At 70.7% G+C, this 16,696-nt stretch carries 16 protein-coding genes and 2 pseudogenes; 12 read left to right on the forward strand and 6 right to left on the reverse strand.

Annotation, left to right across the window (positions count from 1 at the left end; translation table 11 throughout):
* Positions 1–163 precede the first annotated feature (163 nt).
* From I6J71_RS42340 to I6J71_RS42350, 3 genes are all read right to left on the reverse strand, one after another.
* Positions 164–919 (reverse strand): S9 family peptidase, encoded by a 756-nt coding sequence (locus tag I6J71_RS42340; RefSeq protein WP_204091979.1) that lies wholly within the window; start codon positions 917–919, stop codon positions 164–166.
* An 88-nt stretch (positions 920–1,007) separates the two neighbouring features.
* Positions 1,008–1,736: a hypothetical protein gene (locus tag I6J71_RS42345; protein ID WP_204091980.1), complete on the reverse strand. Its 729-nt coding sequence runs from the start codon at positions 1,734–1,736 to the stop codon at positions 1,008–1,010.
* Positions 1,737–1,818: 82 nt separating this feature from the next.
* The gene (locus I6J71_RS42350; protein WP_204091981.1) at positions 1,819–2,865 is read right to left on the reverse strand and encodes an acyl-CoA dehydrogenase family protein; all 1,047 of its coding nucleotides are present in this window, start codon (positions 2,863–2,865) and stop codon (positions 1,819–1,821) included.
* Positions 2,866–2,982: 117 nt separating this feature from the next.
* On the opposite strand from I6J71_RS42350, the gene I6J71_RS42355 reads away from it, so the two are divergent.
* From I6J71_RS42355 to I6J71_RS42385, 8 genes and pseudogenes are all read left to right on the forward strand, one after another.
* Positions 2,983–4,182 carry an acyl-CoA dehydrogenase family protein gene (locus tag I6J71_RS42355; RefSeq protein WP_204091982.1) on the forward strand — a complete coding sequence of 400 codons (1,200 nt, stop codon included), beginning with the start codon at positions 2,983–2,985 and terminating at the stop codon, positions 4,180–4,182.
* Positions 4,183–4,198: 16 nt separating this feature from the next.
* Positions 4,199–5,277 (forward strand): annotated as a pseudogene (locus I6J71_RS42360) (AMP-binding protein); the annotation flags it as partial.
* 45 nt (positions 5,278–5,322) lie between these two features.
* Positions 5,323–5,757 carry a hypothetical protein gene (locus tag I6J71_RS51490; RefSeq protein ID WP_370542256.1) on the forward strand — a complete coding sequence of 145 codons (435 nt, stop codon included), beginning with the start codon at positions 5,323–5,325 and terminating at the stop codon, positions 5,755–5,757.
* Positions 5,758–5,815: 58 nt separating this feature from the next.
* Positions 5,816–6,499 (forward strand): annotated as a pseudogene (locus I6J71_RS51495) (SDR family NAD(P)-dependent oxidoreductase); the annotation flags it as partial.
* Positions 6,500–6,686: 187 nt separating this feature from the next.
* On the forward strand, positions 6,687–7,274 hold the full coding sequence (locus I6J71_RS42370) for a TetR family transcriptional regulator (RefSeq protein WP_204091983.1): 588 nt from the start codon (positions 6,687–6,689) through the stop codon (positions 7,272–7,274).
* A gap of 68 nt (positions 7,275–7,342) precedes the next feature.
* Entirely contained in the window at positions 7,343–7,882 is a 540-nt protein-coding gene (locus tag I6J71_RS42375) for a DinB family protein (RefSeq protein WP_204097520.1), read from the forward strand.
* Positions 7,883–7,976: 94 nt separating this feature from the next.
* Positions 7,977–9,323: a 3-carboxy-cis,cis-muconate cycloisomerase gene (gene pcaB, locus I6J71_RS42380; RefSeq protein ID WP_204091984.1), complete on the forward strand. Its 1,347-nt coding sequence runs from the start codon at positions 7,977–7,979 to the stop codon at positions 9,321–9,323.
* A gap of 127 nt (positions 9,324–9,450) precedes the next feature.
* Entirely contained in the window at positions 9,451–10,410 is a 960-nt protein-coding gene (locus tag I6J71_RS42385) for an SCO0930 family lipoprotein (protein ID WP_204091985.1), read from the forward strand.
* A 112-nt stretch (positions 10,411–10,522) separates the two neighbouring features.
* Here the strand turns inward: I6J71_RS42385 and I6J71_RS42390 are convergent, their stop codons facing one another.
* The gene (locus tag I6J71_RS42390) at positions 10,523–11,107 is read right to left on the reverse strand and encodes a DUF4383 domain-containing protein (RefSeq protein ID WP_204091986.1); all 585 of its coding nucleotides are present in this window, start codon (positions 11,105–11,107) and stop codon (positions 10,523–10,525) included.
* A 474-nt stretch (positions 11,108–11,581) separates the two neighbouring features.
* On the opposite strand from I6J71_RS42390, the gene I6J71_RS42395 reads away from it, so the two are divergent.
* Complete coding sequence (locus tag I6J71_RS42395; protein WP_204091987.1) at positions 11,582–12,223, forward strand: hypothetical protein; 642 nt, start codon at positions 11,582–11,584, stop codon at positions 12,221–12,223.
* A 3-nt stretch (positions 12,224–12,226) separates the two neighbouring features.
* Here I6J71_RS42395 and I6J71_RS42400 read toward each other — a convergent pair whose 3' ends face one another.
* Entirely contained in the window at positions 12,227–13,438 is a 1,212-nt protein-coding gene (locus I6J71_RS42400; protein ID WP_204091988.1) for an esterase family protein, read from the reverse strand.
* Between the two features lie 142 nt (positions 13,439–13,580).
* Positions 13,581–14,546 (reverse strand): alpha/beta hydrolase, encoded by a 966-nt coding sequence (locus tag I6J71_RS42405; protein ID WP_204091989.1) that lies wholly within the window; start codon positions 14,544–14,546, stop codon positions 13,581–13,583.
* Positions 14,547–14,705: 159 nt separating this feature from the next.
* Here I6J71_RS42405 and I6J71_RS42410 point away from each other — a divergent pair, with 159 nt between their 5' ends.
* From I6J71_RS42410 to I6J71_RS42420, 3 genes are all read left to right on the forward strand, one after another.
* On the forward strand, positions 14,706–15,179 hold the full coding sequence (locus I6J71_RS42410; protein ID WP_204091990.1) for a MarR family winged helix-turn-helix transcriptional regulator: 474 nt from the start codon (positions 14,706–14,708) through the stop codon (positions 15,177–15,179).
* A gap of 53 nt (positions 15,180–15,232) precedes the next feature.
* A complete protein-coding gene (locus tag I6J71_RS42415) occupies positions 15,233–16,081 on the forward strand; it encodes an SAM-dependent methyltransferase (protein WP_204091991.1) in 849 nt (282 codons plus the stop codon).
* 144 nt (positions 16,082–16,225) lie between these two features.
* Complete coding sequence (locus I6J71_RS42420; protein ID WP_204091992.1) at positions 16,226–16,696, forward strand: hypothetical protein; 471 nt, start codon at positions 16,226–16,228, stop codon at positions 16,694–16,696.

The raw sequence follows: 16,696 nt of genomic DNA on the forward strand, positions 1-16,696 counted from the left end.
GGTACGCTTTCCCGCCTTGACAACGGGTTCCGGACCGTAGTGACGATCAAAAATCGGGGTGCCCTCCCACCCACCCCGGGCGCAACGATGCGCGCCAGCGCATCGAGCCGCCCGCGCCACCAAAACCCGGGAAAAACTCCCGAAGCCCGTCCCGCCGGGCCTGTCAGACGTAACGCTTCGCCCAGGTAGCAAGGATCTCGGCAGCGAAAACGGCATCGTCGCGGTCGGTGAGCAGATGATCAGCCCCGTCGAGCGCGATGAACGACTTCGGATGCCGCGCCGTATCGAAGATCAACCGCGCGTTCTCCACACCGACCTCGGCGTCCACCGGTGAGTGCAACACCAGCAACGCCGCGCGCAGCTCGCGGATCCGATCCGCCTGCGGCTGAGCCGCGATGTCCTCGAGGAACTCCTTCCGGATCCGGAACTTCCGCCCCGCCAGCACGACGTCCGCCTCACCGCGGAGCTCGATCTCGTCGCGGCTCCCGGAGAAGTGCTTCGTGACGTGCTCCGGGTCCGCCGGCGCCGCGATCGTGGCCACGGCCTTGACCTCTGGCACCGCGTGCCGCGCCGCCAGCACGGCGGCCCCGCCGAGCGAATGCCCGACCAGCAGCTTCGGCGCCTCGTACGCCGCTCGCAGGTGATCAGCCGCGGCCACCAGGTCGGCCACGTTCGAGCTGAAGTCGGTGTTGCCGAAATCGCCCTCCGACCCGCCCAGCCCGGTGAAGTCGAACCGCAGCACGGCGACCCCGAACTTCATCAGCCCGCGGGCGACGCGCGTCGCCGCCACGACGTCCTTGTTGCAGGTGAAGCAGTGCGCGAACAGGGCGTACGCGTGGGGCTCGCCGTCGGGCAGCTCCAACCGGGCCGCCAGCGGCGTGCCCTGTGACCCCGGAAACTCGACCTTCGTGCTGCCCATGAACCCTCCCGCCGACGGCTGCAGTGGATCACACCACGCCGTCCGCCGCGGGGTCGAGAACGGGTGACCGAAAGGACAGCGGATCAGGTCAAGCCCGGCACTCGAGGGCCGGGTCGACGAGCACGACGTAGGTGACGTGGGGCCCGTCGGCTGTGAAGTCGTAAGCCCAGCCCGGGTGGCCCGGGACCGGCACCGCGAAGTGACCGGCCGGTGTCGGCTTGAGGCCTTTCGCGTCGTAGAGGCGGTGCACTTCGGCCAGTGGTGTGCCTGCGCCGACCCCCTCCGGCGTCTTGACCTGCGGCGGAGCGACGATCGCACGCAGCTTGTCACCGCGGAACACCGCACCGCCGGTGGCCGCGAGCTCGGCGGCGCGGGCTTCGCGCAGCTCGGCGACGGCCGTGATCGCCGACGCGGCCTGAGCGCTGAGCTTGGCCGCGGCAGCTGATTCGGCGGCCGACTTCGCGTAGTCCTCGGCCGTCCCGTGCAAACCCGGGTCCAGGATCTTCGAGTCGGCGTCCTGCGCCTTGCGGTTCAGGTCGTCCGCCTTCGCGACGGCGACCTGCTCGGCCTCCAGTGCCGCGGGATCCGGCGCGAGACCGCCCGCGAACGCGTACGACAGGCAACCGTCGAGGCCGGACATCGGCTGCGCGGCGAGCTTGGCGCCGGTCGACGCCTTGGTGACGCCGAGCGTGAGGCCACGCAGGCCGTCCGGGCCCAGTGCCTCGGGACCTGCCGCCTTCGCTCCCGCTCCGTCGGTTCCGCTGCTGCACGCCGCCAGCGCCACGAGCAGCGCAGCACCGAGCACGACCTTCCGCATGACGTTCCCCCTCGTTCCGGATCGGAAAGGTACCGGAACGGAGAGCAGGTGGTCACGAGGGTTTCCGGTGCGCGAGGCCTGCTCACGCGAAGACGTGGTCGGCGACCGCGTCCAGCCGGTGGGCCGGGGAGCCGAGAAGCTGGCGGCGGGCGCGCGCGTGCTTGAGGAAGACGTGGGACGGGTGTTCCCACGTGAAGCCGATGCCGCCGTGGGTTTGGAGGGCTTCGCGGGTCGTGGTGTCGGCTGCGGTGGCCGCGGCGGCGAGCGCGGTGCGCGCGGCGGCCGGCGCGTCGGGGTGGTCGTCGTCGAGCGCAGTGGCGGCCCATTCGACGAGGAGGCGCGCGGCGTCGAGTTCGATGAAGCGGTCGGCCAGCAGGTGCTTGATCGCCTGGAACGAGCCGATCGGCCGGCCGAACTGCCGGCGTTGCTTCGCGTAGTCCACAGCCCCGTCGAGCGCACGCCGAGCTGTCCCCACCAGTTCGGCGGCGAAGACGGTCAGCACGCGGGCCGCGCCGTCGGCGGGGGACAGTTCTTCCACAGGGACGCCGGAAAGTTCGATCGCGGCAAGCGGTTCGCTGACGTCGAACGCGTCGGTGGCAGTCCTGTGGACAACCCCGGTTCCACTCGTCAGGTCGATCCTCTCGAACTGTCCTTCTACAGCCGCCACCAGGACATCCGCGTCCAGGCCGAACGGCACGGCGCGCAGTCGTCCATCCACAGTGGACCCGTTGCGGCGCAAAGATTCACTGCGGTTGGGGAAAAACGGGAAGGTCTCCCACGCCGCGATCACCACACCCGATCCATCCACAGCCTTGTCCACACTGTGCATAGAACCGAGCAGCGCGAGCGCGGAAACCGCCGCCACGAACGGGATCCGCGGCAAGGCGACCCCGACTTCCTCGGCCACCACACACATCTCGCGTACCCCGCCACCGGATCCCCCGCGCCCTTCCGCCAGGCCGAGCCCGAGGAGCCCCGAGCCGGCGAACGTCCGCCACAGCCTCCGGTCGAGCCCCGCGCCCACGGCGTCCCACGCCGGCGGCAGCGGCGCGGTGCGGGCTGCGTCGGCGAGCATCCGCCGGGCCAGTTCGGCGAGCTCACGCTGTTCGGACGTCGTCGCGTACCCCACGGCTCCTCCTCCGGCTCGTTAACCACCGAGCATTGACTATTGGGTCTATCTACGCAACTGTTGAGGTCAGCAAGGATTCTGAGTTCTGCACTGCGCGGTGAGGGCACGGGAGGACGCGTGGGAGACTTCCGCGACGAGGTCAGGGCGTTCGTCGCCGGTCTCGTCCCGCCGGGGTGGCGCGGCATCGGCGGACTCGAGGGCGACGCGTACGCCGAGTTCCGCGCGCGGGTCCGCACCGCGCTCGCCGAGCGCGGCTGGGTCGCACCGCACTGGCCGGTGGAGTACGGCGGCGCCGGCCTCAGCCCCGCCGAGTTCGTCGTACTGGTCGACGAGTTGTCCACAGCGGGGATCCCGTTCGGCTCCGACAACGACGCGTTCGGCATCGGCATGCTCGGCAACACGATGCTGCGCTGGTCGAAACCCGAGCTGCTGCAGCGGTTCCTACCGCGCATCGCCGCCGGCGAGTACGTCTTCGCCCAGGGCTTCTCCGAACCCGGCGCCGGGTCGGACCTGGCGTCGCTGGCTCTGCGCGCCGAGCCCGACGGTGACCAGTGGGTGCTCAACGGGCAGAAGCTGTGGTCATCGGGCGCACACGTCGCCAACTGGATGTTCGTCCTCGCCCGCACCAACTCCGAAGCCGCCCCGCACAAGGGGATCAGCCTGCTGCTGGTGCCGCTCGACCAGCCGGGCGTCGAGGTCCGCCCGATCCGCAACATCACCGGCGGCACCGACTTCAACGAGGTCTTCTTCACCGGCGCCACCACCGAAAGCGAACTGGTGGTCGGCGAGGTGGACCGCGGCTGGACCGTCGCGATGACCCTGCTCGGCTTCGAACGGGGCGAAACCGCGCTGCACGCCCCGATCCGCTTCCGCGCAGAGCTCGACCGGCTCGTCGCGCTCGTCCGTGAGCGCGGCCTCGAGACGGATCCGGACGTCCGGCGGCGCGTGGCCTGGTGCCACGTGCAGGTGGCACAACTGCGCTGCCACGGATTGCGCACCGCCGAGCAGCTCGTCGCAGGCGAAGAGCCGGGCCCGCGAGCAGCCGCGTTCAAGCTGCTGTGGAGCGAGTACCACCGCGTCGTCACCGAGCTCGCACTCGACGTGCTCGGTCTTGACGCGCTGACGCCGTCGGGCCGGCCGTCGCCGAACTGGTACCACACCGACGATCCCGGCGCGCCGAACTCGACCGCTTCGTGGACCAGCGTCTACCTCAACTCGCGCGCGGGCACGATCTACGCCGGTTCCTCGCAGGTCCAGCGCGGCATCGTCGGCGAGCTGCTGCTCGGGCTGCCCAAGGAACCGAAGCCCGCGCGCTGACCTCCCGGGAGGACCGATGCCCATCCGCAGCACGTACCCCGACATCACCGTGCCCGACGGAGCTGTCCACACCCTGCTGTTCGACACGCTCACCCCGGAGGACGCCGCCCGCTTGGCGGTGCTCGACACGGGTTCCGGCCGGCACTACACGTACGGCGAGCTCGCCGCGGCTGTGGACAGACTCGCCGCCGCCCTGGCCCAGCGCGGCATCGGCCGCGGCGACGTGGCCGCTCTCGTGTCCCCGAACAGCGCCGAGTACCCGCTGGTGTTCCACGGCGTCCTGCGCGCCGGAGCCGCGCTGTCACGGCGAACCCGCTCTACACGCCGGGTGAGCTCGCGCACCAGTTGCGTGACGCCGGCGCGCGCATCCTCTTCACCACGACCGCCGGGCTGGAAACCGCCCGGGCGGCGGCGAAGAAAGCCGGCGTGCAGGTGGCCGAGATCGTGGTGCTCGACGCGGACGAAGGCGCCACCCCACTCGCGGACCTCCTCGCGAGCACCGCTCCCGCCCCGCCCGGGCCGTCGGGTGAGGACCTCGCCGTGCTCCCCTACTCGTCGGGGACCACGGGCCCGCCGAAGGGCGTCGAGCTGACCCACCGCAACATCGTCGCCAACCTGCGCCAGATGACGCCCCTGCTGTCGCTGCGGCCGGGTTCGCGGTCGATCGCCGTGCTGCCGCTGTTCCACATCTACGGCATGAACGGCGTCCTGAACATGAGCCTGCTCAACCGGGCCACCGTCGTGACCGTGCCGAGGTTCGACCTGGCGACGTTCCTCGCCGCGGTGGCCGAGCACCGGGTGGATCACCTCTTCGTCGCGCCGCCGATCGCGTTGGCGCTGGCAAAGCACCCCCTTGTGGACAACTACGACCTGAGCTGTGTGGACGTCGTCATGTCCGCGGCCGCGCCGCTCGACGCAGACCTCGCCGGCGAGCTGGCCGAGCGGCTCGGCGCCACCGTGCTGCAGGGTTACGGGCTCACCGAGTCGAGCCCGTGCACGCACGGCATCCCGGTGGACCGGCGCGAGGTCGACCGCGGGTCGATCGGGGTGCTGATGCCGAGCGTCGAGGCGCGCGTGGTCGATCCGCTGACCGGCGAAGACGCGGCGCGCGGCGAGCTGTGGGTGCGCGGCCCGAACGTGATGCGCGGCTACCTTCACAACGCGGCTGCGACCGCGGCGGCCATCGACGCCGACGGGTACCTGCACACCGGCGACGTCGTGACCGTCGACGACGGCGGCGTGTTCCGCGTCGTCGACCGGCTCAAGGAACTGATCAAGTACAAGGGTTTCCAGGTTGCGCCCGCCGAGCTGGAGGCGCTGCTGCTCACGCACCCGGACATCGCCGACGCGGCCGTGATCGGCGTACCCGACGGCGAAGCGGGTGAGGTGCCGAAAGCGTTCGTGGTGCGCCGGTCGCCGGACCTGGGCGCGGACGCGGTGCGGCAGTTCGTGGCCGCGCGGGTGGCGCCGTACAAGAAGGTGCGGCGCGTGGAGTTCGTGGAGAACGTGCCGAAGTCCGCCGCGGGCAAGATCCTGCGGAAAGTGCTGCGGCAGCGCGAACGCGCTCGGAGTTGAGCACTGAGCCGGTCGTCGAACTCGACGACGTCGACGGCGATCGCGTGCACCGCGGGGCGTGCCCACGCCACCCGCGGCGCGTTCTTGGTCCACGCTTCGCGCGTCAGCTCCAGCCGCGCCGACAAGGCCGCTACCGACGTGGCTGACGAGGCGGAGGACCCTCCGCTATCGTGATAAGTATTCAGTTACTTACTTGAGGACGGCTGATGTCAGCACGCTGTTGATCACCGGGACCTCGCGCGGGCTGGGCCGGGCGCTCGCCGTCGCAGCACTGGAGGCGGGCCACCGCGTCGTGGCCACGGCTCGGTCCGCCGGCGCCGTCGCGGACTTGGCCTCGACGTACCCGGAAACGGTCCGGACGGTGGCTCTCGACGCCCGCGACCCACGGTCGGCGCGCGACGCGGTGCAGGTGGCCGTGGATGAATTCGGCGGGCTCGACGGGGTGGTGAACAACGCCGGGTACGCCAGCGTGTCGAGCTTGGAAGACACGCCGCCGGCCGACTTCCGCGACCAGCTCGACACGAACCTGTGGGGCGCGATCCACGTGTGCCGGGCGGCGTTCCCGGTGTCCCGGACGCAGGGTGCGGGGCACGTCGTGCAGCTCTCGTCGGTCAGCGGCCGGCTGGCACCCGCGGCCGGTCTGGGGCCGTACGTCACGGCGAAGTTCGCGTTGGAGGGCTTCTCCGAAGCGCTCGCCCTGGAGACGGCGGTCTTCGGCGTCCGCGTGACCATCGTCGAGGCCGGCTCGATGGCGACGTCGCTGTACACGTCGATGAACGCACCCGTACCAAGCCCCGCGTACGCGTCCGCACTGGCGCCGATGCTGACCGCGAAGGCCGGCGGGCGGACGCCGGGCGTGGCTCCCGCGCGGGCCGCGGCCACGATCTCGAGCGTGTTCGACCTGGTGGAGCCGCCACTGTGGCCTGCCTGTGGACAACGACCAGCCCAGCACCGACGACACCCCGGCCGGCGACGCCGCGGCCACCGGTCGCCGCATCCTCGACGCGGCGCCGGCGGAGTTCTCGGAAGCGGGGCTCGCGGGTGGGCGCGTCGGGCGGATCGCGGCGCGGGCGCGCGCGAACCAGCGCATGATCTACGCGTACTTCGGCAGCAAGGACGGGCTGTTCGAGGCCGTGCTGACCGAGAAGGTGCTGCAGGCCCAGAACGCCGTGGTCTTCGACGCCGAGGATCTGTCCGGGTACGCCTGTCAGATCTTCGACTTCTACCGAGCGCACCCCCACCTGGTCCGTTTGAACCTCTGGCAGGCCCTCGAACGGCCCGACCTGCTGAAATCGCTCGCCCCCGTCGAGCGCGCCATGGCGGACAAGGTTGCCGGCATCGCCGCCGCGCAGGCCGCGGGCAAGGTGTCCACAGCCCTGCCGGCCGAACGTGTGCTCGACCTGGTCTTGAGCCTGACCTACGGCAACGTCGCCCAGGCCGGCAACGCCGCCGCGTGGACGGACGACCAGCGCGCGGCCCTGGCGACCGCCGTCACCAGGCTCACCTCCCCGCGCTGAACACCGGCAGCGACCAAGCCGCCGCGAACCGTGCCGGAATTGTCGGGGGTGGGTGGGACCGTGGGGCCATGGTGGCGATACCGAAGCACTTCTCGACGGTGGTGAAAGGCGAACGGGAGGCGATCCCGAGGCTCGCGGGTGAGCGCGAAACACTCGGGGCGCTCCTGGACTGGCACCGGCGGACGTTCGCGATCAAGTGCGCGGGGCTGGGGCAAGAAGAGCTGTCGCGCAAGGCCGTGGGGGCGTCCGCGCTGTCGTTGCACGGGATTCTGCGGCACCTGTCCGGAGTGGAGCGGTGGTGGTTCCGGCAGCAGTTCGCGCGTGAAGAGGTCCCGATGCTGTACTACTCCGACGACGACCCCGATCAGGACTTCGCATCCCTCGACGGTGACATCGCCGAGGCCACGGCCCAGTGGCACGCCGAGTGTGACCGCTCGCGGGAGATCGTCGCGGCGGCGCGGTCGCTGGAGGACCGCGGGGCGTCACTGGTGACGGGTGAGCCGTTCACGCTGCGCTGGCTCCTGCTGCACATGATCGCGGAATACGCGCGCCACAACGGCCACGCCGACCTGCTGCGGGAATCCATCGACGGATCCGTCGGACGCTGACCGCGGGTCACCAAGGCCGGCACCGCGGATGCGGGCGTGCGAGCCTCCGCACAGCAGCGCGGTGCGGGCCCGGCACCGTGCCATGCTGAGCGGCATGAGCGCCGATCCTGATGCCGGAGTGCTGTCGCCCGTGCGCGCGGGGACCCCGGTCGAAGCGGTGACCGGGGACAACGCCGTCGTGGGCGCGATGGTGGCGGCCGAGGCGGCGCTGGCGAGGGCGCAGGCGCGACTCGGCACCGTGCCCGGGGACGCGGCGGAACGGATCACCCGCGAGGCCGCCGAGCTGACCATCGACGTCGTCGCGCTGGCCCGGACCGCGCGGGCCACGGCCAACCCCGTCGTCGGGCTGGTCAAGGAACTCGGCCAGGCGGTCGGCGCGGACGCCGACTACGTGCACCGCGGGTCGACGAGCCAGGACATCGTGGACACGGCGCTGATGATCGTCGCCAGGAACGCCGCGGCGATCATCGGCCAGGACCTCGGAAAAACGGCCGCGGCACTCGAAACCCTGGCCCGCGAGCACCGCGACACGGTGATGCCCGGCCGCACCCTCACGGCCCACGCCGTTCCGACCACGTTCGGGCTCAAGGCCGCCGGCTGGCGGGAGTACGTGCTCGACGCGAAAGCCCGCGTCGACCGGCTCACCTTCCCCGTCTCGATGGGCGGCGCCGCCGGCACGATGGCCGCCTACGTCGAGTACGGCGACGGCTCCGCGGACTACGCCGAACGCCTCGTCGAAGCGTTCGCCGACGAAACGGGCCTGACCACCACGCCGCTGCCCTGGCACGCCAACCGCACCCCCGTCGCCGATCTCGTCGCGGCGATGGCGCAGGTGACGACCGCCCTGGGCAAGATCGCGGTCGACGTGCAGGTGCTCACGCGCACCGAGATCGGCGAGGTGAGCGAGCCGACGGGCGGGGGCTCGTCGGCCATGCCGCACAAGCGCAACCCCGTGCTCTCGGCCCTGATCCGGTCCGCGGCGCTGCAGGTGCCGGTGCTCGCGGCGGGCGTGACGCAATCCGGTCTCGCGGAGGACGAGCGCTCGGCCGGGGTGTGGCAGGCCGAGTGGCAGTTGCTGCGCGAATGCCTGCGCCTCACGGGCGGCGCGACGCACACGGCCGTCGAGCTCGCGCGCGGCCTCGGTGTGCACGCCGAGCGCATGCGCGCCGACGTCGGGCTCACCCACGGGCTGATCGTGTCCGAACGCCTGTCCGCGCAGCTCGCGCCGCTGCTCGGCAAGGCCCGGGCGAAGGACGTGCTCGGCGAGGCGTCAAAACGGGCCGTCACCGAAGACCGGCCGCTGCGCGAAGTGCTGGCCGAGGTCCCGGAGATCACCGACGTCCTCGACCCCGCGAAGCTCGACGACCTCCTCGACCCCGCCCAGTACACGGGCGCGGCCGGGCGGATGGTCGACCGCGCCCTCGAGCGTGACGGAAAGTAGTCGAGAAAAGCACTGAACCGTCCCGCCTCCCGATGCGTGTAGGTGGGTGGGAAGCGTTCCTCGCGGAACGCGGGGGGTACCGGCAGCCGCGCCCGGCGCGGCGACCACGTACCCAAGGAGAAGTGCCATGCTTCGCTGGTTCCGCACGGGCGTCATCGTCACGGCGGCCACAGGCCTGACCTTGCTGGCCGCCTGCTCGGGCAAGACGGCGCAGCCCGCGCCGGTGCCCGTCGGCGGCGCCGGTGGCGGCCAGGTCGGCAACGCCGCGGCCCAGACCGCCACCGAGACCAAGCTCGTCGCCACCCAAGTCGGAGACCTGGGGAAGGTCCTCACCGACGCCGACGGCCACACCCTCTACCGCTTCGACCGCGACACGGCCAAACCACCGGCGACCCATTGCGACGGCGACTGCGCCAAGGCGTGGCCCCCGCTGCTGTCCACCGGCGCGATGAAGCTCGACGGCGTCGACAAGAGCCTCGTCGGCAGCCTCACCCGCGCCGACGGCCGCCAGCAGGTGACCGTGAACGGCTGGCCGCTCTACACCTACGCCAAGGATTCCGTGCCCGGTGACGCGACCGGCCAGGGTGTCAACGGCACCTGGTTCGCCGCGACGCCCACGGGCAGCAAAGCCGGCAAGTCCAGTTCGGACGGTGTGAAGCTCAGCGCCGGCAACGTCGGCGGCGTCGGCCCGGCCGTGGTCGACCAGAACGGCTTCACGCTGTACCTGTTCACCAAGGACAGCAAGAAACCCTCGAAGTCCACTTGCGACGGTGACTGCGCCACCACGTGGCCGCCGGTGCTCACCTCCGGCGACGTGAAGCTCGACGGCATCGACCCCAAGCTCCTCGGCACCGTCAACCGCGCCGACGGCACCACCCAGGCGACGCTCGGCGGCTGGCCGCTCTACCGCTTCTCGAAGGACACCGCCCCCGGCCAGGCCAACGGTATGGGTGTGAAGGGCACGTGGTTCGTCATCGAACCCAACGGCTGCAAGTCCGGCACCACGAGCACCGCCACCACCAAAACCACCCCCAAGCCCGCCGCGCCGGCCGCGCCCGCCCCGAGCAGCGACACGTACGGCTACTGAGCCCCTTGCCCGGCGCGTCCCGACAACGCGCCGGGCAAGGCCCACGGGCGCAAACCCGCACACGCGAAGACCCGGTAGCCGTGACAGCCACCGGGCCTTCGTCGAACCGGATCTAGTGCGCGAGACCCGGTCCGCGCTTCTCCTGCGACTGCGCCGGCGGCGTCACCCGCTTCGGTTCGTCCTCGACGCGTTCGATCACGGTGGTTTCGGCGCGATCAGCCGTGATCGGTTCGACGTCCTCCTCCGGCAGCGCCACCCTCCGGCGGGCCGGCGCCATCGCGATCACCAGGCCCAGCACGGCGATGCCGAGGTGCAGCCAGTTGTCGGCGTTGGTGAGGTCCAGTGGGTTGCCTGCGTTCACGAACGGGTTGGCCGAGATCATGCCGGTGATCATCAGGCCCCACACGAACAGCGCGCCGTACCCGAGGAACAGCAGCCAGCCGAACGTCCGCGCGCGGCCGGAGCCGAACGCGAGCAGCAAACCGAGCACGCCCGTCACCACGTGCACGAGGTTGTTCATCGGGTTGGCGGAGAACCGCCAGAACCCGGCGTCGTGGTGTCCGGTGAAGTTGCCGACGCCGGTCCTCACGAACCCGACGATCCCGAAGACCAGGAACGCGACACCCAGCAGCGCGGCCAGGACCTGCGCGGGCTGCAGGCCTTCGACCCGGATCCGGGGTCCGTGTCCATGAACCATGACTCCAGTCCTTCCCGTGGTGAGGTGACTCACGCGGAAGAAGTACCCCGTCTTCACCCACGGTGAAACGCGGGTGCTTGCCCGCAGGCCCCGCTCGCGTCACCGGTTTCGGCCTGAGCCGAGAGCAATCCCACAAACCCGGCCGGTTCGGCGAACTCCGGGCGGGTGATCGGCCAAGTCCGATCATGCGCAAGGTGAACATCGTCTTCCTCGTGGGCTTGTGCGTGGGGGCTCTCGTCGCGCTCGTGGTCGCGGTGGCGGCGCCGAAGCGGCACGTCGTCACGGCGCTCGGCCCGGCACCGGTCGCCGCGGCCGGCACCGACAGCAGCGCCGCGGAAGTGCCGGAAAGCCCGGCGCCCACCCACGTCCGGCAGCGAAGCGACGGGTACCGCGAAGCGCACGGGGGCCGAACCTCTCGACGAGGACCAGCGGGTCCGCGAGGTCGAGGCGCTGGTCCCGGCCGGACACGTCAGCGTGGTCGTCTACGACCGCCTGGAGAAGACCACCGTGCTGTCGGTGAACCCGGACCGCACGTACACGTCGGCCTCGCTCGTGAAGCTGCTGATCGCCTTCCAGGCCCTGGACCACGGCGCCGATCCGGCCCGGGTCACCGAAATGCTGGAACGCAGCGACGACAACACCGCCAGCGACCTGTGGGTCACCTACGGCTGGGGCTCCATCGTCGACAACGCCGTCACCCGCATCGAGCTGGCCGGCACGCACCCACCCGCCAGCCCCGGACATTGGGGCGACACGCAGATCACGGCCGGCGACATCACGAAGATCTACCGGTACCTCATGGAAAAAGCGCCCGAGCGGGACCGCACGATCATCCTCGCCGCACTGCACCACCCGGCCGAACACGGAGCCGACGGCTTCCGCCAGTACTTCGGCATCCCCGACGCCGTGGGCGCCGGGAACTTCGGCGTGAAGCAGGGCTGGTCGTGCTGCGAGCCCGGGCACTCGATCATGCTGCACACCTCGGGCCTGGTGTACGGCGACCGATACCTCGTCACCGTCCTCACGCAACAACCGGGGCCAGGCAGCAACTACCCCGCCGCGTCCGACCGAGTCACCGCCGTCGTCAAGAAGCTCGTAACCCTGCTGGAGAAGTGACGGTCACTGGTCCATTGAGGACAGTCCACCCCGGGCGCCCGTCGGAGGCAGCGGCCACGGTCGCACCCCGCCGCTGACGTCCACGGGCCGGCCGGCCGCGCACGGGCCCGCGAGGCGCTGCCCGAGCCAGGCGAGCACGTCGGGCAGCTGCGACTTGAGGGTGTTCATGTTGTGGCCCGCGTCGGGGATCCGCCACGACGAGAACCGGACCGGTGGCTGCGCGGCCGCGCGCAGCTGGTCGATGGCGAAGCTCTCGTAGCTCTCCTTGTCGCCCGAGATCGCGAGGAGATCGACGGGCGAGGGGTGCAGGCGCACGTTCACGCGGACGTTGTTGGCATCGTCGATGTCGTGGCGCCCGTGGAAGAGGTCCTCGGTTTCGGAGTCGACCTGCGCGCGGTCGTAGCCGCTCACGCTCACGGCCGTGGCGAACCACTGCGGGTGGCGCGTCACGAGGTTCAGGGCGCAGTAGCCACCCGACGACCAGCCCGCGACGGCCCACGCACCGCGCGCCGGGTTGAGGCCGAGGCGCTGGATTGCCCACTCGCGCACGTCGGCGGAGAGGTAAGTGTCGTTGGGTGTGCCGCCGACCTCGTCGACGCACTCGGTGTCGTGCCCGACCTTCGGCACCCCCGTCGGGTCGGGGATCACGACGACGGCGGGCGGCAGCACGTGCTTGGCGATCGCCGCGTCGAGTTGCTCCGGCAGGTGGTAGCCGCTCGTGGCGACCTCGGGCCCGGACGGGTAGTTCGGCAGCCACTCGATCGCCGGGAACCGCAGCCCGCGGTAGGCGAGCTGGAAGTACTGCGGCGGCAGGTAGACGGCGACGTCGCGGCTCAACCCGGTGCGCCGGCCCGTGACCTTCATGTGCAGCACGGTCCCCTTGCCGTCGCGGGCGTGGACGACGCCCAGGTCGCGCTGCTTGTCGAGGTCCGCACCGTTGTCGCCGGCCTCGGCGTCGACGCTGTCGGCGGCGTACACGCCGGTGCCGAGCAGCGAGCCGAGCGTCGGGAAGAAGCCGCCGATCAGGTTGCCGACGAGCGCCACGCTCACCACCACGAGGACCACGGCCGTGAGCACGGTCGCGCTGCGGCCGAGCTGCTTGCGCTTGCGCCAGCGGTCCCAGCACCACGGCACGGCGACGACGGCGAGCACCGCCAGCCCGCCGACGACGGCGACTTCGACGGGTGAGTCCAGCCTGATGCTGCTCGGGTGCACGGGATCCCCCTCCTCCGGCGCGTGTCCGGGAGGTCGAACCCGCTGTAGGAAAAACGTTCGGCGGGCCGCCCCCGTTGTGATCAGGTGAGCGTCGTCACAGGACCGCAACGGGGTGGCCCGCCGAGCGTCCGAGCTGCGGTTTTCAGTTCGTGAAGGCGGTTCGCAACACGTCGTTCGCCTGCTTGATCGCGGCGTCCGCGGCGTGGGTGTCGCGCAGCGAATTGACCATCACGAAGTCGTGGATGATGCCGCCGTAGCGCACGGCCGTCACGGCGACGCCGGCCTGGCGCAGCTTCGCGGCGTACGCCTCGCCCTCGTCGCGGAGCACATCGGCCTCGCCGGTGATCACGAGCGCCGGCGGCAGCCCGGCGAGCTCTTCGAGCGACGCGCGCAGCGGCGACGCCGTGATCTCCGCGCGCTGGGCCTCGTCGGTCGTGTACTGGTCCCAGAACCACTTCATGCCGTCGCGCTGCAGGAAGTAGCCCTCACCGAACCGGTGGTAGGACTCGGTGTCGAAGTTCGCGTCGGTGACCGGGTAGAAGAGCACCTGCTGCAGGAAGTGCACGTCGCCGCGCTGCTTGGCCATGATCGTCAGCGCCGCGGTCATGTTGCCGCCGACCGAGTCGCCCGCGATCGCGAGGCGCGAGCTGTCCAGACCCTTCTCGGCGCCGTGCTCGACGGCCCACTTCGCCACGGCGTAGTTCTCCTCGATCGCGACGGGGTAGCGCGCTTCGGGCGAGAGGCTGTACTCGGGGAACACCACCGCCGCGCCGGTGCCGGCGGCCAGTTCGCGGACCAGGCGCTCGTGGGTGTGGAAGCCACCGAAGACCCAGCCGGCGCCGTGGATGTACAGCAGGATCGGCAGCGGGCCGGTGACACCTTCCGGCTTGACGACGCGGACCTCGACGTCGCCGTTCGGACCACCCGGCACCTTCAGGACTTCGATGTCGGCGGGCGCGAGCTCGACGGGGCCGTCCTGCACACCGTCGACCGCCTTGCGGCCCTCGGCCGGCGGGAGCTCGAACAGGAACGGGTGCGCGGCCGTGGCCTCGGCGAACGCCTGGGCGGCCGGCTCAAGGGCGACGTTCTTGGGGTTCGGGGTGGTCATCTGAGGTCTCCTCCGGGCTCGTGCTGACATCCACCAAGTTAGCGCCCAACTAAGTTGTGCACAACTGAAATGTACCCAATGAGATCTATGGCACTTGAGTTGCTCTCGTGGGTACGAGTCGGGGATCATCGAGCGTTAAGAATTGCCAGGAGGTGTCCGATGACCAGCCACGACCCCGGCGAGACCGGTTCGCTCCTGCTGGACGACCAGCTCTGCTTCGGGTTGTACTCAGCGTCGCGCGCGGTGACGTCGCTGTACCGCACGTTGCTCGAGCCGCTCGACCTCACGTACCCGCAGTACCTCGTGATGCTCGCCCTGTGGGAACACGACAAGCAGCAGGTGAAGGAGCTCGGGGCGGCGCTGAACCTCGATTCGGGCACGTTGTCCCCGCTGCTGAAGCGCCTTGAGAGGGCGGGGCTCGTCACCCGCGAGCGCCAGGCCGACGACGAGCGCTCCGTGCGCATCACGCTCACCGAGCAGGGCACCTCGTTGCGCGCGAAGGCCGAGCGGATCCCGCCGCACATCGGCCGCGCGCTGGGCTTCGACAACGACACGCTCGGCCGCCTGCGCACGTCGATGGACCAGATGACGGAGTCCGTGAACGCCTATCGGGAGGCCATCACCACGGACTGATCCACCGCGCCGGCGGCGTGGCTAGCATGGGCGCCGAGCCGAGGAGGACGCCCATGATCGAACGCGACGAGGCGCTGCGCGCCGTCGAGAGCAGCCTGGACCGGCCGTCCGCGGCCCGGATCTACGACTACTTCATCGGCGGCTCCACGAACTGGGCGATCGACCGCGAGTTCGCCGAGAAGGTCCGCGCGCGCCTGCCGCTCATGGGCGACTACTGCATGACGAGCCGGCAGTTCCTCGGCCGCGCGGTGCGCCAGTCGGTGCGCGCCGGCATCCGGCAGTTCGTGGACATCGGCTCCGGCCTGCCCACGGCGGGCAACGTGCACGAGATCGCCGACGAAGAACGGCCGGAGCAGGACGTCCACGTGCTCTACATCGACAACGAGCCCGTGGCGCTCGCGCATTCGCAGATCCTGCTGGCCGACACCGCCGACCCGGAGCGGCACCAGGCGATCGCCGCGGACCTGCTGCAGCCGGAAGAGCTGTGGGAGCGCGTGATGGACTCGGACGTGATCGACGTCCGCGAGCCCATCGCGCTGATCGTCAACGCGGTACTGCACTTCATCAAGGACGACCAGGACCCCGACGGGGTGCTGTCGTTCTTCCGCGACCGAGTCGCCCCGGGTTCGCTGCTGGTGCTGTCGCAGATGACGAACGAGAACCCCGTGGACGACGAGGAACGCCAAGCGCTGGCGGACTTGCTCGAGTACTACGAGTCCACGACCAACCCCGGGGTCCTGCGCACGATGGCGGAGTTCGAGCGGTTCTTCGGCGGCTGGCCGCTGCTGGAACCCGGGCTCGTGTACGCGCCGGCGTGGCACCCGGACCGGAACACGGTGTTCAAAAAGGCTCCGTCGGAGTCGCGCGTGATCGGCGGCGTGGCCCGGAAACCGGCTCTCTGACGGGTTTCCGTGCGGATCCGGGCCGGGCTCTCGTGCCGGGCTGTCCCGGGTGAACCCACCCGGGATCAACCCTGGGTTTGACGCGGCGGCCCGGCGCAGACGCGAGAGTGGTCCCCAGCCGATTCTCTGCGGAGGGGACCGCCCGTGAGCAACACCGTCAACATCCTCATCGGACTCGTCGTGCTGGCCTGGCTGTTGTCGCGGCAGGTCCAGAAGCGGCTCGTGCGCGAGGACCGCAAGCCGACCGTGCTGCTGATCCTGGCGGTCCTCGGCGTGCTCCAGCTGGCCTCCTTCTTCACCGGCGCCACCGCGACCACCACGATCATCCTGCTGCTGGTCGCGAGTTTCGTCATCGCCGCGATCTTCGGCGTCATCCGCGCGTACACGGTGCGGCTGTGGCGCACGGACGGCCGGCTGTGGCGCCAGGGCACCTGGCTGACCGTCGTCCTGTGGATCGTCGCCATCGGCCTCCACATCGGCCTCGACCTGCTGATCGACCACAACGGCGCCGCGAAGGGCCTGAGCGGCGCCTCGATCATGCTCTACCTCGCCGTCTCCCTCGGCGCGCAGCGGCTCGTGGTCCAGTCCCGCGCCAACCACGTCACCGCGGCCTGA

Source organism: Amycolatopsis sp. FDAARGOS 1241, from assembly GCF_016889705.1.
In the GTDB taxonomy this organism is placed as follows: domain Bacteria; phylum Actinomycetota; class Actinomycetes; order Mycobacteriales; family Pseudonocardiaceae; genus Amycolatopsis.

Coding starts and splice junctions, on each gene's coding strand:
- I6J71_RS42340 (WP_204091979.1), bottom strand. CDS start 919: ATGGGCAGCACGAAGGTCGAGTTTCCGGGGTCACAGGGCACGCCGCTG.
- I6J71_RS42345 (WP_204091980.1), bottom strand. CDS start 1,736: ATGCGGAAGGTCGTGCTCGGTGCTGCGCTGCTCGTGGCGCTGGCGGCG.
- I6J71_RS51490 (WP_370542256.1), top strand. CDS start 5,323: ATGCGCGGCTACCTTCACAACGCGGCTGCGACCGCGGCGGCCATCGAC.
- I6J71_RS42375 (WP_204097520.1), top strand. CDS start 7,343: ATGGTGGCGATACCGAAGCACTTCTCGACGGTGGTGAAAGGCGAACGG.
- pcaB (WP_204091984.1), top strand. CDS start 7,977: ATGAGCGCCGATCCTGATGCCGGAGTGCTGTCGCCCGTGCGCGCGGGG.
- I6J71_RS42385 (WP_204091985.1), top strand. CDS start 9,451: ATGCTTCGCTGGTTCCGCACGGGCGTCATCGTCACGGCGGCCACAGGC.
- I6J71_RS42390 (WP_204091986.1), bottom strand. CDS start 11,107: ATGGTTCATGGACACGGACCCCGGATCCGGGTCGAAGGCCTGCAGCCC.
- I6J71_RS42405 (WP_204091989.1), bottom strand. CDS start 14,546: ATGACCACCCCGAACCCCAAGAACGTCGCCCTTGAGCCGGCCGCCCAG.
- I6J71_RS42410 (WP_204091990.1), top strand. CDS start 14,706: ATGACCAGCCACGACCCCGGCGAGACCGGTTCGCTCCTGCTGGACGAC.
- I6J71_RS42415 (WP_204091991.1), top strand. CDS start 15,233: ATGATCGAACGCGACGAGGCGCTGCGCGCCGTCGAGAGCAGCCTGGAC.